The sequence below is a fragment of the Pacificoceanicola onchidii genome, assembly GCF_004804335.1.
Taxonomy (GTDB): domain Bacteria; phylum Pseudomonadota; class Alphaproteobacteria; order Rhodobacterales; family Rhodobacteraceae; genus Pacificoceanicola; species Pacificoceanicola onchidii.
The window spans coordinates 70,457-92,702 of record NZ_SRXY01000010.1; the positions used below are offsets into that span (position 1 = coordinate 70,457).

Annotated in this window: 21 protein-coding genes; 19 read left to right on the forward strand and 2 right to left on the reverse strand. The window is 54.8% G+C overall.

What is annotated here, in order from left to right:
• Nucleotides 1-15: 15 nt before the first annotated feature.
• Together E4662_RS21765 and E4662_RS21770 are read left to right on the forward strand one after the other, a co-directional pair.
• On the forward strand, nt 16-1,395 hold the full coding sequence (locus E4662_RS21765; RefSeq protein WP_136443746.1) for an FGGY-family carbohydrate kinase: 1,380 nt from the start codon (nt 16-18) through the stop codon (nt 1,393-1,395).
• A gap of 9 nt (nt 1,396-1,404) precedes the next feature.
• The gene (locus E4662_RS21770) at nt 1,405-2,319 is read left to right on the forward strand and encodes a sugar phosphate isomerase/epimerase family protein (RefSeq protein ID WP_136443747.1); all 915 of its coding nucleotides are present in this window, start codon (nt 1,405-1,407) and stop codon (nt 2,317-2,319) included.
• Between the two features lie 21 nt (nt 2,320-2,340).
• Here the strand turns inward: E4662_RS21770 and E4662_RS21775 are convergent, their stop codons facing one another.
• Nucleotides 2,341-2,973, reverse strand: a complete 633-nt coding sequence (locus E4662_RS21775) for an HAD family hydrolase (RefSeq protein WP_136443748.1) — start codon at nt 2,971-2,973, stop codon at nt 2,341-2,343.
• A 156-nt stretch (nt 2,974-3,129) separates the two neighbouring features.
• Here E4662_RS21775 and E4662_RS21780 point away from each other — a divergent pair, with 156 nt between their 5' ends.
• The 11 genes from E4662_RS21780 to E4662_RS21825 all read left to right on the forward strand — a co-directional run bounded on the left by E4662_RS21780 (nt 3,130) and on the right by E4662_RS21825 (nt 14,041).
• The gene (locus E4662_RS21780) at nt 3,130-4,032 is read left to right on the forward strand and encodes a MurR/RpiR family transcriptional regulator (RefSeq protein WP_136443749.1); all 903 of its coding nucleotides are present in this window, start codon (nt 3,130-3,132) and stop codon (nt 4,030-4,032) included.
• 352 nt (nt 4,033-4,384) lie between these two features.
• The gene (locus tag E4662_RS24165; RefSeq protein WP_168798046.1) at nt 4,385-4,555 is read left to right on the forward strand and encodes a hypothetical protein; all 171 of its coding nucleotides are present in this window, start codon (nt 4,385-4,387) and stop codon (nt 4,553-4,555) included.
• Between the two features lie 385 nt (nt 4,556-4,940).
• Nucleotides 4,941-5,936, forward strand: a complete 996-nt coding sequence (locus E4662_RS21785; protein WP_168798047.1) for a LacI family DNA-binding transcriptional regulator — start codon at nt 4,941-4,943, stop codon at nt 5,934-5,936.
• Between the two features lie 80 nt (nt 5,937-6,016).
• Nucleotides 6,017-7,672 (forward strand): GMC family oxidoreductase, encoded by a 1,656-nt coding sequence (locus E4662_RS21790; RefSeq protein WP_476703883.1) that lies wholly within the window; start codon nt 6,017-6,019, stop codon nt 7,670-7,672.
• A gap of 39 nt (nt 7,673-7,711) precedes the next feature.
• Nucleotides 7,712-8,230 carry a VOC family protein gene (locus E4662_RS21795; protein WP_136443752.1) on the forward strand — a complete coding sequence of 173 codons (519 nt, stop codon included), beginning with the start codon at nt 7,712-7,714 and terminating at the stop codon, nt 8,228-8,230.
• Between the two features lie 89 nt (nt 8,231-8,319).
• Nucleotides 8,320-9,726: an ABC transporter substrate-binding protein gene (locus E4662_RS21800; RefSeq protein WP_136443753.1), complete on the forward strand. Its 1,407-nt coding sequence runs from the start codon at nt 8,320-8,322 to the stop codon at nt 9,724-9,726.
• 79 nt (nt 9,727-9,805) lie between these two features.
• Complete coding sequence (locus E4662_RS21805; RefSeq protein WP_136443754.1) at nt 9,806-10,690, forward strand: carbohydrate ABC transporter permease; 885 nt, start codon at nt 9,806-9,808, stop codon at nt 10,688-10,690.
• 9 nt (nt 10,691-10,699) lie between these two features.
• A complete protein-coding gene (locus E4662_RS21810; protein ID WP_136443755.1) occupies nt 10,700-11,521 on the forward strand; it encodes a carbohydrate ABC transporter permease in 822 nt (273 codons plus the stop codon).
• A 10-nt stretch (nt 11,522-11,531) separates the two neighbouring features.
• On the forward strand, nt 11,532-12,605 hold the full coding sequence (locus tag E4662_RS21815) for an ABC transporter ATP-binding protein (protein ID WP_136443756.1): 1,074 nt from the start codon (nt 11,532-11,534) through the stop codon (nt 12,603-12,605).
• 12 nt (nt 12,606-12,617) lie between these two features.
• Nucleotides 12,618-13,613 (forward strand): zinc-binding dehydrogenase, encoded by a 996-nt coding sequence (locus E4662_RS21820; RefSeq protein WP_136443757.1) that lies wholly within the window; start codon nt 12,618-12,620, stop codon nt 13,611-13,613.
• Nucleotides 13,610-14,041 carry a GlcG/HbpS family heme-binding protein gene (locus tag E4662_RS21825; RefSeq protein ID WP_136443758.1) on the forward strand — a complete coding sequence of 144 codons (432 nt, stop codon included), beginning with the start codon at nt 13,610-13,612 and terminating at the stop codon, nt 14,039-14,041. The genes E4662_RS21820 and E4662_RS21825 overlap by 4 nt, the downstream gene beginning before the upstream one ends.
• A 3-nt stretch (nt 14,042-14,044) precedes the next feature.
• On the opposite strand, the gene E4662_RS21830 is transcribed toward E4662_RS21825, so the two are convergent.
• Complete coding sequence (locus tag E4662_RS21830; protein ID WP_240705284.1) at nt 14,045-14,956, reverse strand: TetR/AcrR family transcriptional regulator; 912 nt, start codon at nt 14,954-14,956, stop codon at nt 14,045-14,047.
• Between E4662_RS21830 and E4662_RS21835 the strand changes: the two genes are divergently transcribed.
• From E4662_RS21835 to E4662_RS21860, 6 genes are all read left to right on the forward strand, one after another.
• Complete coding sequence (locus E4662_RS21835; RefSeq protein ID WP_136443759.1) at nt 14,943-16,055, forward strand: sugar ABC transporter substrate-binding protein; 1,113 nt, start codon at nt 14,943-14,945, stop codon at nt 16,053-16,055. The two genes, E4662_RS21830 and E4662_RS21835, sit on opposite strands and share 14 nt — an antisense overlap.
• Nucleotides 16,056-16,150: 95 nt before the next feature.
• Complete coding sequence (locus E4662_RS21840) at nt 16,151-17,149, forward strand: ABC transporter permease (RefSeq protein WP_240705285.1); 999 nt, start codon at nt 16,151-16,153, stop codon at nt 17,147-17,149.
• A 10-nt stretch (nt 17,150-17,159) separates the two neighbouring features.
• Entirely contained in the window at nt 17,160-18,665 is a 1,506-nt protein-coding gene (locus E4662_RS21845; protein ID WP_136443760.1) for a sugar ABC transporter ATP-binding protein, read from the forward strand.
• 11 nt (nt 18,666-18,676) lie between these two features.
• Nucleotides 18,677-19,618: an ABC transporter permease gene (locus E4662_RS21850; RefSeq protein ID WP_136443761.1), complete on the forward strand. Its 942-nt coding sequence runs from the start codon at nt 18,677-18,679 to the stop codon at nt 19,616-19,618.
• Nucleotides 19,615-20,643 carry a zinc-dependent alcohol dehydrogenase gene (locus E4662_RS21855; RefSeq protein ID WP_136443762.1) on the forward strand — a complete coding sequence of 343 codons (1,029 nt, stop codon included), beginning with the start codon at nt 19,615-19,617 and terminating at the stop codon, nt 20,641-20,643. Before E4662_RS21850 ends, E4662_RS21855 begins: the two co-directional genes overlap by 4 nt.
• Before the next feature lie 98 nt (nt 20,644-20,741).
• On the forward strand, nt 20,742-22,244 hold the full coding sequence (locus E4662_RS21860; protein ID WP_136443763.1) for an aldehyde dehydrogenase family protein: 1,503 nt from the start codon (nt 20,742-20,744) through the stop codon (nt 22,242-22,244).
• Nucleotides 22,245-22,246: the final 2 nt, after the last annotated feature.

The window sequence follows — 22,246 nt, forward strand, 5'->3', positions numbered from 1 at the left end:
CGTGAGGGGGCCACCATGTCTAAGACCGGAATCGCTGTCATTGATGTTGGCGCAACCAACAGCAAGGTAATCCTGTTCGACGACGCGTTGAATGAGATTGACAGCCGCAAAGTGCCAACGGTTCACATGGGCGGCCCGCCCTATACGCATCTTGATGATGCTTCGTTGATGGCATTTGCCACCGATGCGCTGGTTGAGTTGGACCGGAAACTGCCGATCGACACGATCTCGATCAGCGCCTTTGGAGCTACAGTTGCCTGTCTGGACGGGCAGGGGCAGTTGACCACGCCGGTCATGGATTATCTGGCCGAAGCGCCAGCAGAGCTGGACGCGGAATTCGCCAAGATCACGCCCCCGTTCTCGGAAGTGTTTTCCAACACCTCTCCCTGTGCTTTGACAATCGGCAAACAGCTGTTCTGGCTGGAAACACTGTACCCCGACGCCTTTGCCCGGACCGAGACGATCCTGCCGTGGAGCGCATATATCGGCTATCGGCTTGGCGGGCGTCCGGCGATGGAAATCTCGAACCTTGGAGTGTTCACCCATCTCTTGGACGTAAAATCCTCGGCATATTCAAGCCTCGTGACCTCCCGCGGTTGGGACAAGAAGTTCCCTGAGATCCTGCCCGCGTGGCAGGTGATAGGTCAGTACAAACCAGAGGGGTTCCGGGGCAGGGGGGATATCCTCTGCGGGATCCATGACAGCAACGCCAATTGGCTGCGCTATCTGTCCGGGCATGAAGGCTCGTTTACGCTTTTGTCGACCGGAACTTTCGTGATCGGGTTCGACAGCGATACCGAGCTGGACGATCTGAACCCTGACACGGACGTGTTCTCCTTCACGGACATCTTTGCCAAGCCAGTGGCATGTTCCCGGTTCTATGGCGGCTATGAGTTTGAAAAGGTGCTCGACGGCGTTGCGCCCACCAAGGCCAGTGCCGAAGGGATCGCCGCGATCATCGCGGGCGGCGTCTTCGCACTGCCAGCGTTTTCGGATACCGGCGGGCCGATTGCCGATCGTGGTAACAGGGGCCAGATCATCGGGGATTTCACCGAAGGCGAAGTGGCGCGCGCCTCGCTCGCTACGCTGTATGCCGCGCTTATGATCAATGAGCTTCTCGACACGCTGGGTTCGACCTCTGACATCATCATCGACGGGCCTTTTGCGCAGAACACGCTGGTTGCCGGGATCATCGGGCAATTGCGCCCCGGTCAGAAGATACTCGCCTCGGAACTGCGCGACGGTACTGCCATGGGGGCCGCAATCCTTGGGCAGATGAAAGGCGGCGGCACTGTGCCCAGCCTGCCGATCCCGATGAAACCTTGTGCCGCATCCGCTTTTGACGGGCTGTCCCAATACCGGGACTCCTGGCACGCCCATATCGCTTCGGAGTAGCCCAACCTCATGACCCTTTTTCTCTCTCTCAGCTGCAATCCTCTCTTGAACCGCATCGCCAATCCGGCCGATCTGGTAGAAACCTGTGCGCGCGATATCGGCATCAAGCGGATCCAGATGACCAATGAAGTTATCAACCCGTCTTGGCCTGCGAACACTATCAAGCGGCTGACCGATGAGTTCACCAAATCCGCGGCAGCCAATGATCTGCGCGCGACGTCTGTGATGACCAGCGGGTACACCCGGATCAACAACATGGGCCACCCGGATCCTGACGTTCGGCAATGGACCTTTGATTGGATGGCTCGACTGGGAGAGATCGCGGCGGACGTCGGTGCTGACAGCGTGGGCTCGCAATTCGCGATCTTGACCTGGCAGGATTACGATGACCCAGCGCGGCGCGAGGTGCTGATCGAGGCGGCGCTGGATGGCTGGGAGCAGGTTTGGGAACGCTGCGACAGGGCTGGGCTGAAATACATCTATTGGGAAACCATGTCGGTTGGGCGTGAGTTCGGTCACACCATCGCCTCGGCCCATGAACTGAACCAAAAGATCAAGGCGCGAGGCCTGCCATTCAAGCTGTTGCTCGATGTCGATCATGGTGATCTGCAAAGCGAAAATCCTGACGACACAGATCCTTACAAATGGATTGAAGCGCTGGCTGTGGACAGCCCGATCATCCACATCAAGCAGAGCCACGCGGTCAACAAAAGCGGTCACAACCCCTTTATCGAACCGTTCAATTCCGAAGGCCGGATCCATGCCGCTGAGCTGGTGCCCGCATTGGAAGCGCACGGGCCTTGCGATATGGAAGTGTGCTTGGAGTTGTCGTTCCGCGAGCGGGAGCCGACTGATTCTCGCGCGCATGTTGTCGATGCACTGCGCCGCTCGGTTGACTACTGGCGGCCGCACATCCAGATCTGAGACCGCAAGAGAACGCTAGGCTTAAAGCCCACAAATCACCGCTATTTCCCTGAAGGATTTAAGACGCGACGCACCTTCGGGTAGTTGAGCAGGGGTGTTTGGGACCAGAAACGTCGTCATGCCGGCCGCGAGGCCTGCTTTGGCACCGGCTTCGCTGTCTTCGAGTACAATGCAGTCGCCCGGTGCCACCTCCAGAAGCCAGGCCGCCCGCAAATAGGGCTCTGGATCGGGTTTGCCATTGCGCACGTCGTTGCGACTCACGCTGATCTGGCGGGCGTTGTTAAGCCCCAAATGGCCCAGATTAGCTTCCACAGTTAGTCGGTCGGAATTTGACACCACCGCCTGTTTCACTCCGGTCGACTGCAAGTCCTGCCAAAGGTCATATGCCTGAGAAAAAACAGCAATTTCGCCGATCCGTCGCATATAAGTGTTATGTTTCCGCTTGATCCAATCGTCAAATTGCAGGTCGAGGCCATAGTCCTGCTGCAACCATTTGTGCACATCCCCGGCCGCCATGCCGTTGATCCGCAGGAACAGATCGTTCGGCGCGGTGAGGCCAAGGCCTTCCATAGCCTGGGCGGTGGCCGAGATGTGCAGGTGTTCGCTGTCGATAAGCGTTCCATCCATGTCCCAAAGTACAGCTTTAATGGGCATTTTTGCCGAGGCTCCATTTCGCAAGAAGGGATTGAAAAAAGTTTCGATTTTGTGGCAGTATAGAGGAAATGAATTTCTTTCAAGGGCCAGCTCTGGCCTTACCCGGAAATTCTTGCGAACACTGTGGGTAGGGTCTTCTTAGGAACAGGTACATCAATGAACGATGTCGACATGCTGAAAAACTCGGTCTTGGATCGTATTCGGCGGATGATGCCCTACTTCAATCCGGCCTTGAAACGTATTGGCGAGCAAGTACTGAAGTCGCCCGAGACCGCGAAGTCTATTTCGATTAAGGATTTGGCCGAGAAATGCAAAGTGTCGGAATCCACGGTCACCCGGTTTGTACGCGAAATCGATGCGCAAAACTTTCAGCAGTTCAAGATACGGATCGCCGAGGAGTTGTCGCATGCCAATGCCGGTTCAGTCCAAATCCTACCCAGCAAGAACGTCTATGAAGACATCACCCGCGACGACGACATACGCTCGATCGTTGCAAAAATCTCGGCCCGCTATGCGATAACCGTGGACGACACGCAAAAGGGCGCCAATCCCGGAGAACTGCAACGCGCCGTAGAAGCGATTGAAGAGGCCCAGTCGCTGGCTTTCTTTGCTATGGGATCGTCACTGATTGCGGTTGAAAACGCTCTGGTGCGTTTCATGCGGGTAGGGGTGCCGTGCCAATTCTTCCGTGACCAGGGGGTGCGTCAGATCTCGACCGCAACGTTGAACGCATCCAATTTAGCCATAGGCATCAGCAATTCAGGCCGTACCATTCCCACTGTTGACGCACTCAAGGCGGCGCGCGCACAGGGTGCCAAAACGCTCTGCATCACATCCTTCCCGGACTCGCCCATTGCTGAGGTTTCGGACATCCGCCTTTTCACCAGCACGATCACTGGCGCCACTGGATCGGGCGAGTACAAAGAAAGTATGGTCTCTAAGATCGCTCAGTTGCAAATGATCGACGTGCTCTATTCGATTTTCGCGGTGCGCAATTTCGGAGACGCGATCGAGGCGCTGGAAGAGACCGATGCAGTAACCCGCTCAACGCGGTACTAACCTACTCGAAATAGCCGATCTATATGCTCTCTTCTTTATGCCGCCTGATTGATGTCGGTCCTGTAGTCTTTTCGCGCGCGTGGGGTCTTGGCCGCTGAAACTGCCTCGTACTGAGTGCGAAATTTTGGCTAAAATAGTCTATCAGAGGGGTGTACCGAGGCCGAAGAAGCGATTCTCAGTAGAATAGATTGCGTCCGCCTTCAGATAGGTAGAGACAGGACAGGTGGTTGGCGAGAATTGTCACAAGAAGGGGATCGCGGAAGCGACTTTCTTGTTTTGGTAGAAAGGTTACGCGGGGATGGGTGAGTCCTAGATCCGTCGTCTGAAACAGCGTGAAGACGAGAACGGCAAGTTGGAGCGTCTGGTTGCCAAGCACGCCGTTGAGGTCGACCCATCAGAATTCCATCGAATCGACATCATTTTTGCGGTAATCGCGTTGACCAAGACAGAAGGCGGAACGGACATGAACAATACCAAGCGAACCGCTCTGGCAGACCAATTGCTTCTTTCCAAAAACGCTTGATTGATGCGACCCCGTTACCGAAGCCATGATCCTAAGCAGTTGGATCGTTGCGCCATTACGATCCATTGAAATTACTGAAAATACAGCCGCTCAAGTATGTTGATTATCAACTCATGGCTTGCCGAAGTACTCGGGTAGCAGGGCTGTCGACGCACCATCAGTGTATCCGCCAGTTAGAAAAGACCAGGCAAGATGACTTTTGGCTTTCGAAGCGAAAATCATTCCGTTGCTCGGATTCCAATCGGTCTTGACCTTAAAGATAGCTTCCAAATCGGTGCCCGACGGTGGGTGCGCTTAGTGAGTCATTGAACTGTATCGGTAGCCCCGCTATGACCCAAGGCGCTTAAACGTTTAACAAGGCGGGTAAGATATGAGGCGGGTTGGCTTGAAAGATGTTGCCGCGCGGGCACGCGTGTCCGTCGCAACGGCCTCTTATGTGATGGCTGGCCGCGGCCGTGTTTCCGACAAGACCAGAGACATAGTCTTGAAAGCGGCAGATGAGCTGGGTTTCGTGCGAAATGCCGCCGCTGCGAACTTGCGTTCGGGCCAATCCAGAATGATCGGCGTCATACTGAACAATATTGCCAATCCCTTCTTCAGCCACCTCGTGTCTGAACTAGAAAGTGCGGCATACAACGAAGGCTTCTTGACCATTTTGGCGACGGCCAAGAACGATATCGAACGGCAGCGAAAGATGTTAGAGTCGATGGTCTCTCAGGGCGTGGGCGCGATCATTCTTTCGCCAGTTCACAACACATGTCTCGAAGATCTTGAAGTGGCAATCACTCGCGGCATCCCCATTATCTCGTGTGTTCGTGACCTTCCCGAGTGTCCTGTCAGTTTTGTAGGGGTCGACGACGAACTGTCAGGGTATCTTGCAATGCGGAGCGCACTGCGCACTGGGAAAAAGACGGCGGTGTTCTTAGGGGGCTACGCAAACACAACGACGCTTGAGGGTCGGCGAGCCGGAGTTCAGCGCGCACTCAAGGAAGCCGGATTGCCGGAAGCCAATTGCCAGTTTAGGCTGGGTCCATTGTCGATGGAGTTTGGCGCGTCGGAACTGAGCGAGATCTCCACAGGCCGTTGTCCTCCGCCGGTGGTGATCTGTTTCAACGATTATGTCGCAACTGGCGTCTACGAAGCCGCGCGCGAACTGGGGCTGAGTGTCGGAATGGACTTCTCAATTATAAGCTTCGACAATACTCCGATTTCTTCTGCCCTGACGCCTAGCTTGACCTCAGTCGATATTTTCCCTGGTAAAGTCGGTGCCATCGCGGCGCAGAGGGCCGCCGAAATGATCCACACCGGGACGGCTACAAGAACAATTGATCGTTTGGACCCAGTCCTGATCGAACGCGACTCAAGCTCTTTGACTGGGTGACCCGGAGTAGATCATCTCTAGCTGTTGACAAATTCTCAATTTGGTGAAACGTTTCACGTAACTGTTTAGTTACTGGCGGGATGGCAATGCGAGAGTACGACTATATCGTGACGGGCGGAGGCTCAGCCGGCTGCGTTCTCGCTGCACGGTTGAGTGAAGATCCGGACGTATCGGTTCTGCTCTTGGAGGCAGGTGGGCGTGACAGGAACATCCTGTTCCATTGGCCAGCAGGTTTTGCAAAAATGACAAAGGGCATAGCGAGCTGGGGCTGGTCGACAGTCCCTCAGAAGCACATGCAAGGTCGTGAGGTCTGGTTCACGCAGGCCAAAGTGATCGGTGGCGGCTCTTCGATCAATGCGCAGATTTACACCCGTGGAAACGCCAAGGATTATGATTCATGGGCTGAAGAACACGGTTGTGATGGCTGGGCCTATCGGGACATCCTGCCCTACTTCAAACGCGCCGAGGGCAACGAACGATTTCACGATGACTACCACGGTATCGACGGACCATTGGGCGTCTCAATGCCGCGAGCGACCTTGCCGGTATGCGATGCGTTTATTCGAGCGGCGCAAGAATACGGCATCCCTTACAATCCTGACTTCAACGGGCGGTATCAACGTGGGGCTGGGTTCTATCAGCTAACTCAGCGAGACGCGCGCAGGTCTTCCTCGGCTGTTGCGTTTCTGAAACCAGCGGAATCGCGGCCGAATTTGACCGTGATGACTGGCGCTCACGCGACCCGGATTCTGGTTGAGAACCAGCGCGCAACCGGTGTGGAAATTGTAAGAGGTTCCAAGCGAGAATCCTTTCGCGCTGCGCGCGAGGTCATTGTGTCGTCGGGCGCGATCGGATCGCCTCGTCTCTTGATGCTGTCTGGAATTGGTCCTGCGGACCACTTGCGGGGAGTCGGTATTGACGTCGTCCATGATCTGCCGGGCGTTGGTTCTAACCTTCAAGATCACATCGACATCTGTGCGATCTCCGAACTGACTGGCCGTCACAGCTACGATGGCTGGGACCGACTACACAAAACGATCTGGGCGGGCATTCAGTACCTCGCCTTCAAGTCAGGGCCGGCCGCAGCATCCCTCTTTGAAACCGGAGCATTTTGGTATGCGGACGAGACAGCACGCTCTCCAGATATCCAACTTCATCTCGGGCAGGGATCGGGAATTGAAAAGGGCATCGCAAAGATAAATGGCGCCGGAATTACACTCAACAGTGCATACATGCGGCCAAGATCTCGGGGAACCGTCCGTCTCTCTAGTGCCGATCCTGTGGCTGCACCATTGATTGACCCAAACTACTGGTCCGATCCACATGACCTGGACATGGCTTTGAAGGGGTTGGAGATGGCGCGGGAGATTCTAGCGCAGCACGCTCTCAGCGGGTTTGTAAGAAAAGAAGTCTTGCCCGGGCCGCAAGTCAAAAGCCGCAAGGAGCTTTTTGACTATGCGTGCAAGATGGCAAAAACCGACCATCATCCGGTCGGCACCTGCAAGATGGGCAAAGACGCGATGGCCGTCGTTGATCCAGAGCTGAAGCTACATGGAATTGATGGCCTGAGGGTTTGCGACTCATCGGTCATGCCAACAATAAACTCGTCCAACACCAACGCGCCAACGATCATGATCGGCGAAAAGGGAGCCGATCTTATCCGGGGTATGGAGCCACTTGAAGCAGTAACCTTCGCGTGGGAACGCAATACTTCAAAGCGGTACGCACTAGCGTGATCTTTCGGACAAAAATTAACTAACTAGATAGGGTGAAAGATGAAATCTGTACTTGGACTTCACCACATAGGCTTCACAGTCCCCGACATCGAAGAGGCCATCAACTTTTTCCGCGACGTCTTTGGGACTGTGACGGTCATGGAATGCGGTTCAGTCGATGTCGATGATGAATTCATGGCACGTCATCTGGGTGTTCCAAGCGGGATTAAGATAGCTGACCAGCGGGTCATCCAGGTGGGGCGAGGGGGCTCTCTGGAGCTGTTTGAATACAGTGGTGTCGGATCGGGCCAGAAACTCAAACACAATGGTGAAGTTGGCGCGATGCATATCGCTTTCGAGGTCGACGACGCCAATGCCGTTGCCGAGCGGATGCGTGGCGCTGGTGTGGATTTGCTGGAGGGCCCTACGTTGATTGAAGGGGGCCCAATGGACAATCTTGTCTGGCTCTACCTGCGCGCACCTTGGGGGCAATACCTCGAAATCGTCAGTCAAAAAGGGCCGCTCGGCTACGAAGCCGATGGCGGCCCTAAGCTTTGGACGCCGTCTTCAGGAGAGTGACTGCGCCAACTAGCGGCCGTGACGCTGACAGGCGCCGCGACCAAACGGACCGCCCAGCGAAGGGCGAATGAATAACAGAGGAGGATACTATGAAACACCTAAGGACAACGGCCCTTTGCGGCGCCGTTCTGCTCGGATTGGCCGGGACTGCGTCTGCGGAAGGACACTTCGAGGGCGTCGAGCTCAAAATGCTTGCCATTGGTGATACATCCGTCACCCGGCTTGCCCCAATTGTGAGTGAGTTCGAGGAACTGACCGGTGCGAGCGTTCAAATCGACATGTTTCCTTATCCCGGGCTGATCGACAAGATCGTGATCGAAGCAAGTTCGGACTCACCAAGCTATCAGCTCATGTGGGTCGACAGTCCATGGGTCGGCGTTTTGGGCGAAAGTGGAGCGCTGCTGGACTTGACGGAACTTGTTCAGCGCGATGCTGAGGAAATTCATCTCGACGACATTGTGCCGATCCAACTGCAAGAAAACACTTGGCAAGGTCGTCTCTTGGCGTTTCCGGCATCAGGCATGATCTGGCACCAGAACTACCGCAAGGATCTCTACGAGAACGCAGAAGAATCCGCGGCTTTTGAAGCAGAATATGGATATCCACTTGCACCGGCCCAGACCTGGGATCAATACATCGACATCGCACAGTTCTTCACCCGCTCCGCCGGCGAAACCCTCGCAGGCGAAGTGCTCGAACAAGACTTCTACGGCAATGCCCAGGCTTACAGTCGGGTTGCCGGGGCCATCACGCATGACTTCTTCCCGATCATGCGCAGCTATGGCGGTCAATACTGGGACGCTGAGACTGGCCTTTGCGCGATGGACGGACCCGAAGCCGTTGCCGCTGCCGAGGTTATGAAGGCGCTCATTCCATCCAACCCGCCAGATTACCTCGGGCTGATGTGGGACATCCGCACGGGCTACATGGAACGCGGCGAAACGGCACAATCTTCTTATTGGTCTGTTCGCACCGTGCGCCTTACCAATCCCGAAGAAGCCGTTTTGCCAACTATTGGCGAGGCAGGCTATGCGCAAAGCCCAACTGGTGACGGCAATCCACAGCCTACAATGACCGGTGCTCTCAGCTTTGCGATTAACTCCAAAGCCAGCGACGTCGAGCAGCAGGCAGCCTGGGAGTTCATCAAATGGGGCACCAGCCGCGACATGATGCGCCGCTTTGCCGAGGAAGGTTCCGGCGTCAGCCAGTTCCACATGTCGATCCTGTCGGATCCTGAGCTTCAGGCTCGCTATCCGTATTATCAGGTTCTCCTCGATGCACAGGAGAACGCTCAACGGCGTATCTTCCACCCATTCTATGCTGACGTGGAAGAAGTATTTGGTGTCGAACTGAACAAGTACATGGCGGGCGAAACCGACAGTGCCCAAGACGCGCTGACCAATGCCTGCACGAAGATCGACACCCGACTCAGGGTCTTCCCAGAAGAACTGCGTCTTCGTTGGATCAACGACGAGCCTGCCGCGATCTTCCAATAGACACCGGCAGACTAATGCCTGCCCCCACGTCTCCCGGTGCGGGGCGGGCTATCTAAATCTCTGATAATTGGAGCCACACATGGCTTACATTCGCAAGCGCAACAAGCGGATCTTCTTGATCTTTCTCTTGCCCGCCATGCTGGTGTTGTTTCTGACGACGATCTACCCGATGCTCTATGCTGGGTATCTCAGTTTCCGGTCTTACGATCTCGCGAAACTCTTTGTTCCACGGGTGTTCGTAGGATGGTCGAACTACGGAGAAATCCTGGGATCGAGCGAGTTCCTGCATGCCTTGGTCACCACATTCAAACTGATGGCAATGACCTTATCGGTGCAGCTTGTCTTAGGTGTCGGTATCGCGTTGATCGTCACCCAAAAATTACCTGGCATGCCGCTGGCACGGACGCTGTTGATGATCCCGATGATGATCTCGCCCGTGATCGTCGGACTGGTTTGGTTGTTCCTCTATTTTCCAGAACTGGGCTATCTGAACTATTTTCTTAGCTTCCTCGGGTTTGATTCAATACCGTGGATTACGTCGACCGACTGGGCCCTTTGGGCGATCGCGATTGCAGATATCTGGCAGTGGACACCTTTCGTAATGATGGGGACCGCAGCCGCGCTTCAAAGCCTGTCGCCAGAACCCTATGAGGCTGCCATGATAGACGGGAACTCCCGTTGGGACGTCTTCACGCGGGTGACTTTGCCACAGCTTAAACCGGTGCTGGTCAGCTTGATGTTCCTGCGCGCAATCGACGCTTTCAAGATTTATGACATCATCTTTGTTCTGACCAAGGGCGGACCCGGCGACAGCACCGAGGTACTGTCGATGTTCATCTATCGTCAGTCCTTTACATTTTGGCGCATGGGCGTTGGTGCCGCGGCAAGCTTCGTGTCGCTGGTGATCATTGTCGTACTGATCACCCTCTTCTTTAAATCGCTTAACCGCGATCAGGTCAGCTAGGAGGCCGCCATGACGAGAAACCTTCGCCAGAACATCTTGGTCTATGCGCTGCTTGCCGTTGTCCTGATTGTCTTCATGACACCGATCTACCTGATCGTGTCTTCCTCGGTGAAACCATCACCAATCATGTTCCAGAAGCCACCCGCCTTCCTCTTCACGCCAACCTTTGAGCATTACCACGACCTTTTCGCGATGCGGCCTTTCACGAAGTTCATCTGGAACTCGCTGATCGTGGCGCTCGGATCAACGGCGTTTTCGCTGACCATCGGATCGCTTGCAGCCTATGCGATCAGTCGTATTCGTCACAAGCGTATGAACGATGTGGCGTTTTGGATTCTCTCGATGCGGATGTTTCCGCCGATCGCGGTTGTCGTTCCCTATTACATCATCTTCAAATCAGCTGGCTTGCTGGATACGCCGCTGGCTCTGATCATCGTCTATTCGACCGCGAACATCCCGCTCACCGTCTGGCTGATGAAAGGCTTTTTTGACGAGGTTCCGCTGGCACTGGAAGAGGCGGCAGCCGTGGATGGCTACGGACTGCTAGCGACGTTCTGGTATGTCACACTGCCGCTCGCGGCTCCTGGGCTGGCGGTCTCTGCGGTCTTTTGCTTCATTTTCTCGTGGAACGAGTTTCTTTTTGCTCTGATGCTCACGGGTTCGGAAGCGCAGACAGCAACGGTTGCGGTCATGTCTTTCTGGTCATCCGACGCAGTCCAGTGGGGCCGGATCATGGCCGGCTCATTTATCATTCTCATTCCCGGTGTCATCTTCGTACTCACCTGCCAACGCTGGCTGGTGCGCGGGCTGACCATGGGTTCTGTCAAATAGGGGCGGTCAGATGTCTGCAATTACACTCAAAAATGTCATCAAGAAATACGGTGCTGTTCAGGTCGTTCATGGGGTCGATTTGGATATCGACGAAGGAGAGTTCGTCGTTCTGTTAGGTCCGTCAGGCTGTGGGAAAACGACAACACTGCGCATGGTTGCAGGGCTAGAGGATGTCTCGGGCGGAGAACTCTCCATCGGTGGTCAGGTCGTAAACAATGTTGCTCCAAAGGATCGAGGCGTCGCCATGGTGTTTCAGAACTATGCGCTCTATCCGCATATGACGGTAAAGAAGAACATGGAATTCGCCCTGCGACCCTTGAAGTTAGATAAGGCTGAGGTCGACAAGCGGATCAACGACACAGCCGCGATCCTGGGCCTCGGAGAATTGCTCGAAAGACGTCCAGTACAATTGTCAGGCGGCCAGCGGCAGCGAGTCGCAATGGGTCGGGCGATGGTGCGCACGCCGGATGTCTTTCTGTTCGACGAACCCCTCTCCAATCTCGATGCTAAACTGAGGACACAGGTGCGTTGGGAAATCGGCAAATTGCATCAACGGTTAGGCACCACGGTTCTTTATGTGACCCACGACCAAGTCGAGGCAATGACCTTGGCCGACAAGGTTGTGATCATGCGCGACGGGTATGTCGAGCAAGTAGGGACGCCCGAGGAGGTTTATACAGCCCCTCAAAGCACTTTTGTCGCAACCTTTATCGGCAGCCCCTCAATGAACATGATCGAGGCAAAGGTTGTAGCTGAGCGGCTCGAAGCAAATGGCTTTTCAATGCCGCTTCCCGACCGTTTCCAAGGGAAGGTGACCGAAGGGCAAGCCGTTACGATTGGCGTGCGCCCAATAGAAATCAAACGTGTTGCGGCAAGTTCAACCGGAGCCATGCAGGCAAATGTCGAAGTGACAGAATACTTGGGCAATGAAGCTCTACTGGATTTGCGCGTTGGACCTCATGAGCTCGTTGCAGAAGTTCCGGCCGACCAGCGCGTTGAACCTGGCAAGGTAATCCACATCGCACTGAACGAAGGTGCGATCCACTTATTTGACACTGTGTCCGGGCGAACGTTGTCGGAATAGAGGAGATCCATCATGGCGAAAGAAGTTGTCATTTCTGCCAAGTCCACATTTGTCCTCACGGACTACCAAGATCAGCCCTTGGGGAGGGACGAAATTCGCGGCAAAACCATCTCAACCCTCATTAGTCAGGGAACGGAGATGGGGTGGGCCGAAGGCGAAGAGTTCCCGATCCGCCCAGGTTATGCTGCCGTGTTTAGGGTAGAAGAAGTTGGCGACGCTGTTGAGGATATCGAAATCGGTGAGCTGCGGTTTTGCATGGGGTATCACCGTCAGACCCAACAGCATCCTGCGCGCTACACGCTGAAAGTGCCGGATGGCGTGGCACCTGACGTGGCTTTGTTGGCCCGCCTCATGGGCGTCTCTATGACAACACTCATGACAACCAAGGCACGTCCCGGGGACAAGGTAGTCATCTGTGGTGCCGGCCCGGTGGGTATACTCGCGGCGCACAACTTCGCTATTGGCGGCTACGAGGTCAGCGTAGTGGAGCCCGACGAAATGCGGCGTGCTCAGGTCCAGAAAAGTGGTATCGCCTCAGTCTTTCCAACAATGCCTTTCGAAGATCCGGACTATGATAAGAAAGTCGCATTGGTGGTTGATTGTTCCGGTCATGAGGCCGCCGTGCTTGATGGGTGCCAAATTGTTCGTCCGATGGGCGAGGTTGTTCTTATCGGTGTTCCTTGGAGAAAATATACAGATCATTCGGCCCACGAGATCATGAAGGCCGTCTTTTTTGGATTCGTTCAGTTGAGAGGCGGATGGGAGTGGGAAGTGCCCATTCAATCCCGGGACTTCATCTGGGAGGAGTTGTTGGAAGGATACAACAATGCCCCGTTCAGCATCTTTGGAGGCTTCGAACGCGCGTTGCGATGGCTCTCCGAAGAGCGCTTTAACGTATCGGAATTGATGACGACTGTTTCGCCCGAAGAACCAGCAACTGTCTATTCGGACATCGCAGCCCGAAAAATCACGGAACCCTTCATTGCGTATGATTGGTACAAAATATGACCAAGAGCATTGCAAGGCTTCAAATCACTTACGAAACGGCGAATGAGATAGTGACCTCCGCATTGGATTATGCCCAGAAGAATGGGTGGCAGATTGCAGCCGCCGTCGTCGATCCCGATGGACTTCTGGTCTCTTTCGGCCGGACTGACGGGGTCGCACCTCCCATTGGACAGTTTGCGCAAGACAAAGCCTATACGTCTGGGACACTTCGCAAATCAACCAAAGCTTTTGGCGACCGTATGGCGAGCAGCCCTAGCCTGTCGCTTGGTCTCTCAACAAGAGACAGGTTTCTTCCCTGGGGCGGCGGCGTCGCCATTCTGGAAAAAGACGTCTGTATTGGTGGGTTAGGGGTCTCGGGTGCTCAGGAGGAAGAGGATATTGATTGTGCCAATGCGGCCGTTCTTTCAGCAGGCCTGAAGCCAGGCTGAATCTCAGGGTTCCACGCAAACCAATCGCATTATGGTTTCGACGTTGAAGGCAAGTCTTTCCTCCAAAGCTTCTTCCGCCATAAGGTCTCGTTCGTAGATTATAGATCCCGTGAATCTATTGGTGAGATAATAGTAGCCGAGTGCAGCGATCGTGATATTCAGTTGTACCGGGTCGATCCCAGAACGAAAAACACCCTCTTCAACACCACGCTTCAGCAGACCGTCGACCATATCAACAAAGCGCCTAAACAGAATTTCGATCTTGCCCGACTCTTTCAGATGCCGGGCTTTGTGTAGGTTCTCGCTGTTTACAAGCGTCAAGAATTCCGGATTCTTGAGATAGTAATCCCAAGTGAAACAAATGAGCTTCTCGAGCGCTTCGCGAGCTGGCAGATGCTCGAGTTCCAGTTCCTGCTCTGCCATGCGAATATCGACGTAGGCCTCTTCGAGGACGGTACGGAACAAGTCCTCCTTGTTGCCAAAATAGTGATAGATCATTCGCTTGTTGGCTTTTGCCCGATCAGCGATTTCATCAACTCTAGCACCGCCCAGCCCATTCTTTGCGAACTCCTTCTTTGCCGCAGCCAGAATCCTCGCCTGGGTTGCGTCCGCGTCCCGAATCTTCTTGGTCGTCTTTGTTGCCATCGATCTTTCCAACCCCATCGTTTTGTCTCGTATCTGCCGACTGCTCCACGTCACGTCGTCAAAACCTTTGATACGCGGCATTTTATGCGAAGACATCGTTTCATCATAGGGCTTGACGCAGACACTGGTAAAGAAGTAACTAGTTAGTGCGTTATTGCCTTCAGCCAGCGTAAAGTATGTCGTGAAGTTGAAGACGCAAAAGCGACGCAGCTTGATCGTCACAGTTCCGGCGCCACGCCGGAAAGGGAGGAAATGAATGTCAACGTTCATCAAGGACTTCATCGAAAAAGAGAAAATGAACCGGCGGAACTTTCTGTTCGCGTCGGCTTACGGTTTGGGTGGCGCCGCCGCCTTGGGCGCACTTGGCCCAAGCATGGCGCGTGCAGCGCTAACTGACCCAACGATTGCATGGTCGTATCGCAACCGGACGAACCCTTACTGGAACGAAATCGTTTCCGGGGGAGAAGCTTTCGTCGAAAGCTTAGGCATGTCCAAGGACGCTCTGACCCACCTCATCAATGAAGGCTCGTCCGAAAAATCGCTTGCTGATGTAAAGGCAATTCTTGCGAAGACTGACGGAAATGTTGCGCTGGCCATCGACACCAACGATGCACCGAACGCGCGCCCGGTAGTCGAGTCCGTTGCCGAAGCCGGCGGCTATGTTTCTACTCTGTGGAACAAGACAGACGACCTGCACCCTTGGGACTTTGGCGATAACTATGTCAGCCACATGAGTTGGTCCGATGAAGGTCCTGCAGAACAGACCGCTCGCATCCTCTTGGAAGCGATGGGGGGCAAAGGCGGCGTTGTTCACCTCGGCGGCATCGCCTCCAACAACCCCGCGATCGAGCGCTTGAACGGCCTGAAAAACGCACTGAAAGATTACCCGGATGTCGAACTGCTGGCAGCAGAGCCCGCCGATTGGGACACGCAGAAGGCCAATCAGGTTATGTCGGCCTTCCTAACCCGCTACGGCGATGAGATCACTGGCGTGCATTGCGCCAACGACACCATTGCCTATGGTGTTCTTGAGGCACTGCGCGCCGAAGGCATCGAAGACATGCCAATCGTGTCCTACGATGGTAACCCACAAGCCGTGCAGTTGGTCGCTGAGCGCAAGATCCTTGCGACGGTCTTTACCAACCCGCATTGGGGCGGCGGCATCACGGCCGCGCTCGCCTATCACGCCGCGATTGGCACCTTCAAACCCTCTGAAGAGCCAAATGAACACCGCGAGTTCTATGGCCCAACGATCATGGTTCAGCCTGAAGACGCTCTGGAGTTCAAAGCGAACTACCTTGACAGCGTCCCGACCTACGACTGGACTGATTTCTGGGGACCGTCAAACGGTCCGATCATCTACAAGTAAGCAAACAGATGTCGGCCGGGCTACTCGCTCGGCCGGCAAACCAACCAAGTCGTCACCATCTGGGTGCCGGTTGAGCGCTTTTGGGAGGAAGCACGTTGGCCACCACTGAAACCACCAAAACGATAGGCTCGGGGTTTCCCATTGGGCGCGAAACGCTGGTCAAATGGGCGCCCTTGCTAGTGCTCATCGTCCTTTGCGCATTCTTTGCCCTGATGGAGCCGAGGTTCCTTTCAACGCGCAATTTTGCACGCATTCTTATCGCCGCCTCGCCAACTCTAATGGTCGCGATTGGTGTGACATTTGTCATCATAATGGGGTCTATCGACCTCTCTATGGAAGGGGCAGTTTCGGTCTGTGCTGTAGCTTTTGCATTTTGCTTTCTCTGGCTCGGCGGAACGCTGGCAAGTTGGGCATGGTTGGCTTTGCCCATCGCAATGCTCGTCGGTGCCGCGGTCGGTTTTGTGAACGGACTGATTCACGTAAAGCTGAAGATCCCCTCATTCATGGCATCACTCGCAATGGGCTTCGTCGGCACAGGGTTGGCCTTGATGATGACAGGTGGAGACCGCATCAGAATCGAGGATGAACTATTCCGTTCGCTTCTGACCGAGCGCATTCTGAACTTCCCCCTGATGGTCTATGTGGCCGGGATTTTCCTGTTGATTGCGTGGTTCATCCAAACCCGAACCACCTTGGGAAGGAACTTCTATGCGGTCGGAGGGGGCGAAGACCTGGCTGTGGCGTCGGGGTTGAATGTAAACCGCGTCCGGATCATGGGCTTCACGCTTGCCGGTGTCTTCTTCTCTGTCGGGGCACTCCTTGCGGTAGGTCGACTGGGCATTGCAGAAACCGCAACCGGTAACAACTTCATGTTCTTGTCGATCACGGCAGTTGTCGTCGGCGGTACGGCTCTGTGGGGCGGAATCGGAGGCGTCTGGAATACACTTGTCGGTGTGCTGATCGTCTTTGTCATCGGCAATGGGATGGTCGTCATCGGACTACCTGGATACGTGCAGGACGGTGTGCTGGGCATCCTTGTCATCTTGGCGGTGATCCTGTCGACAGACCGCAAATCCATCAGTTTCGTGAAATAGGGGTGGATCAATGTACCAGCTGAACCAAGTCGACAAAAAATTTCCCGGGGTCCACGCTCTCAAAGCCGTCGACTTCGAGATCGGTCGTGGCGAAATCGTCGGCCTCGTGGGAGAAAATGGCGCGGGCAAATCCACTCTGATGAAAGTGATTTACGGTGCCTATCAGGCGGACGGCGGCTCTATCACGATCGATGGCAAGACTGTTCGGTTTCAAAACCCGCGTCAGGCAATGGATCACGGAATCGGAATGGTGTTCCAGGAACAATCCCTGATCACCAACCTTACCGTCATGGAGAACATCTTTCTGGGGTTCGAGCAGCAGTTTGTTCGCTGGGGTGTGATTGACTGGAAAGCCATGGCCGAGGCGGCCCGACACCAGCTGCGCAAAGTCAAACTGGATATTGACCCCGCAACTATCACGTCAAAGCTCTCGTTTGCTCAACGCCAGCTCGTCGAACTGGCCAAGGTACTGACGTTAGAAGAACGTATCGATGGTGACTTGGTGATCCTGCTGGACGAGCCAACTTCCGTTTTGGCGAAAGAGGAAGTGGAACTGTTGTTCTCACTTGTCCGAGAGTTGACCAGCCGGGCGTCATTCATTTTCGTCTCACACCGTATGGATGAAGTGCTGGAGCTTTCAGACCGGATTTACGTGATGAAAGACGGCGCTGTCGTCGACGTTGTGGCACATGATGACGCCAAGGTTGACGCGATCCAACACAAGATGGTGGGGCGGGACGTCGACAAGGAATACTACCGCGAGCAGAAACAACAGCCCTACGACAGCGACAAAACGCTTGTGCGGTTCGACAGCGTCAGTGTCGCTGGCAAGTACAAAGACATCTCATTTGATCTGCATCCAGGCGAAGTCCTGTGCCTTGTTGGCACTGAGGGGTCCGGACGCGAAGCAATCCTACGGACGGTCTTTGGATTGGAAAAGCCGACATCAGGAACGGTTGAAGTCAAAGGCAGTTCTTTCAGTCGAGCAAACGCCCAAGAGGGTGTCGCTCGGGGCGTTGGGTATGTGCCGAGGGAACGTAAGGTTGAAGGCATCGTTAATGGCATGAATGTCTACGAAAACATGACACTTAGCCAAATGGGCAATTATGCATCGAAGGGCATTTTGCGCATTGGCGAGGAAAAAGCCCTGGCCAAGAAGTGGATCGAACGCCTCGCCATCAAGACGCCAGACGTCTACAAAGATTGCGGAGGATTGTCAGGGGGCAACCAGCAGAAGGTGGTCTTGGCCAAGTGGCGCTCTGGTGGCTCTGACATCATCCTGCTCGATCACCCAACCCGGGGCCTCGATATCGGCGCCAAGGAAGATGTCTACGACATGATCCGCGAGATGTGCGACGACGGAGCAGGTATTGTTTTGGTCGCCGATACATTGGAAGAGGCAATCGGCCTCAGCCACACGATCCTTGTTCTTAAAGACGGGGAATTCCAAAAAAGATTTGACGGGTCACCGGGCGATAAGCCGTCGCTCTACGATCTTGTCCACCATATGATCTGAGGGCTGCGGATATGACAATCGAGAAACTGAAACCGTATCTTCCATGGATCACATTGGTCGTTCTTGTGCTCCTTGTGGGTGCAATCAACCCATCGTTTTTTAATCCGACAGCGCTTTTGCAGCTCGTCGCCGATATCGTGCCGCTGTTCATCATGGCGCTCGGAATGACGTTTGCCATCTACATCGGCGGAATCGATCTATCGATGCAGCAAGTCGCTAACCTCGTCACAGTTGTTGCCACTGTCTATCTGGCACAATTTGGTGTCTTCGTTGCCCTGATCTGCATTGGAGCGGGCTTCGTCATTGGCGCTGTTTCAGGCTGGATCACAACCCGGCAATTTGTGCCCTCCTTTGTCGCGACGCTGGCGATGGGCTTCATCGCACTATCAGGAGCGCGCTTCCTTTCGGGGGAACGTGCGCTTTCCATGAATGCGGAGGCGCGGGATGCAAGTTTTGGCTGGATGTTCGGCAATACTGCTGGCGTTCCACATGAACTTGTCATCGCTGGTGTTCTTCTGGCCATTGCCTGGTTTCTGCAAAGCCGGACAACTTTTGGCCGTGCACTGAAGGCCGTCGGTGCCGGTGAGCTGGCAGCGGTTGCTTCAGGTTTGAATGTTGATCGTATCAAGATCATGGCTTTCGCCTTGTCCGGAACGTTTGCTGCGATTGCAGGCCTCATGTTCTCTGTCAAATTGTCTGGTGGAGACGCCAATCTAGCAAACGGTTTCCTGATTCTGGCAATCGTCGCAGTGCTCGTTGGCGGGACACCCCTCACAGGTGGTGTTGGCGGTGTGATCAACACCCTTGTTGGCACTTTGATCGTCGTCGTGATCCGTTCAGCGATGGTATATCTCGAAGTCGATGCGACAATGCAGCAGATGATCTTCGGCATTATTCTGATCATCGCAATCGCCATGACAATCGACCGCTCCAAAATGCGGATCGTGAAATGATGCGCGCTGCCGTTCTCGTCGAACCCGGTCGCTTCGAAATCGAAGACCGTCCAATCCCAAAGCCTGGCCGGGGCGAGGCTCTGATCAAGATCGCACGTGTAGGGATTTGCGGTACCGATCTGCATATCTTCAATGGACACTACGCATCAGACAAATTGCCCCTGATTCCAGGACATGAATTCACCGGTACTATTGCTGCTGTCGGTTCCGATGTTGTCGGACTGAATGTTGGCAGCAACGCAGTGGTCGATATGAATATCGGTTGCGGCCACTGCTACTGGTGTCGGCGCAATGAAATTCTGAATTGCCCCGACATGCAGCAGATGGGCATCACTATGGATGGTGCTTTTGCAGAATACATGGTTGTACCCGCGCGCCTGGTGATCCCTGCACCTGACGATGTCCCGTTTGATGTTCTGGCTCTAACAGAGCCGCTGGCCTGCGTCGTACGCGCCGCCCGCAAGGCGCAGATCACTTTCGGACAATCCGTCCTGGTCATTGGAGCCGGCCCGATCGGCAACCTTCATGTTCAGTTGTTACGCACCATTGGTGCCGCGCCTATTATCGTAGCAGACATTTCGTCTGATCGTGTCGATATGGCCGTCGAATGCGGCGCTGACATCGGCGTAAGTGACCCAGCTCAGCTCAAACAAGCTGTTTTGGACGCAACTGATGGCCGAGGCGTTGACGTGGTGATCGAAAGCGTCGGGCATCCCGGGCTTTATCGCACGGCGCTATCGTTGATCCGTAAAGGTGGTCACCTGGCGGCTTTCGGGCTGACAGGGCCGGAAGAAGTGTTAGATCTGCCGATCCTGAACACAATCCTTCAGGAAAACTCCTTGAAAGGGTCCGTCGCAGGTATGGGCCAAGACATGCATGATGCACTCACGATGTTGGTCCACGGCCGCATTCAAACCGAGCCGTTTACCAGCGCAAACTACATCTTGGATGATATCCAGCTTGCCTTCGACACATATCCTGATCGGCCAGCGGACATCAAAACACAAATCGTACTGGCAGGCTAGGAAGGCGGAGAGGTCCGCCGCAAAAGGCTTCGTGGAGCGAAACAACATCAGCGTCAGACACTCGAATTCAACCGGGTGTGACCAAAGGAGAGAAAACCATGGACAAATGCAGCTCGGAGCTTTCGATACCCTCAGCACCACGTGATTTTGGGTTCTACAATAACGGAAGCTATGTCGCCGCAGGTACGCGAGAGATTTTCACCCGGAGCTCGCCAGGCCACGGTGTCCCCGTAACCCGCATCCCGAAGTGCACCGTTGAGGATTTGGATTTGGCTGTTGATTCAGCACGAACAGCGTTTGATGACCGACGCTGGTCCGGTCTGAATGGCCAGGCGCGGGCGGCAGTCTTGCTGAAGGCAGCTGCCCTCATTCGCGAACGCTCCGAAGAAATCGCATTTTTCGAAACGCTTGAGAACGGTAAGCCGATATCTCAGGCACGCGCAGAGGTTGGCGGCTGCGCAGATATGTTTGAGTATGCGTCTGGCCTGGCACGCTCGCTGCATGGCGATAGTTTTAACAACCTTGGCGATGGGATGTTTGGCATCGTCACGCGCGAACCGGTTGGCGTTGTAGGGCTCATCACACCGTGGAATTTCCCATTCTTGATCCTTTGCGAAAGAGTGCCTTACATTCTGGCCTCTGGCTGCACCATTGTGGCAAAGCCATCTGAAGTTACCAGCGCCACCACTTTGATATTGGCGGAAATCCTGACCGACGCCGGATTGCCAGATGGTTGCATGAATGTTGTGACCGGGTCCGGTTCGTCTATCGGGCAAGCACTAATCGAACATCCGCGCGTTGATATGCTATCGTTTACCGGTTCAACAGCCGTTGGTCGTAGAGTGGTCGAGGCCGCGGGGCGGACCAACTTCAAGAAACTGGGCTTGGAACTTGGCGGCAAGAACCCACAGATTGTTTTTGCTGATGCGGACTTGGAAGACGCCGCTGATGGCGTTGCGTTTGGCATCGGGTTCAACACCGGCCAGTGTTGTGTGTCCGGATCACGGCTGATCGTTGAACGATCCGTAGCCGATGAGTTTGCGCAGATGCTTCGGGAAAAGTTCTCTAAGGTTGTCGTCGGCGATCCTCTGGACGAAAAAACCCAGATCGGAGCGATCACCACGGACGCGCAAAACACGACCATCATGTCCTACATTGAAAAAGGTAGCGCAGAGGGTGCCGAACTGATTTGCGGTGGTGAGCAGTTGGATTTCGGGCGCGGTCAGTACATTGCGCCAACCCTGTTTGGAAACGTCACGGGGGACATGGCGATTGCGCGCGAGGAAATCTTTGGCCCGGTCCTCACGATTATGCCTTTTGACACAATTGAGGAAGCGATTGAGATCGCAAATGACACGGAGTACGGCCTGGCAGCATCCGTATGGAGCAAGAACATCGATAAAGCTCTGACGGTCATGCGTCAGGTCCAGGCCGGTCGTTTCTGGGTCAACACGACACTTGCCGGTGGGCCCGAGCTGCCACTGGGTGGCTTCAAACAGTCGGGGTGGGGACGCGAAGCTGGCATGTATGGCGTTGAAGAATACACGCAGGTCAAATCGGTTCACATCGAAATCGGCAAACGCACGCCTTGGATTGAATGAGA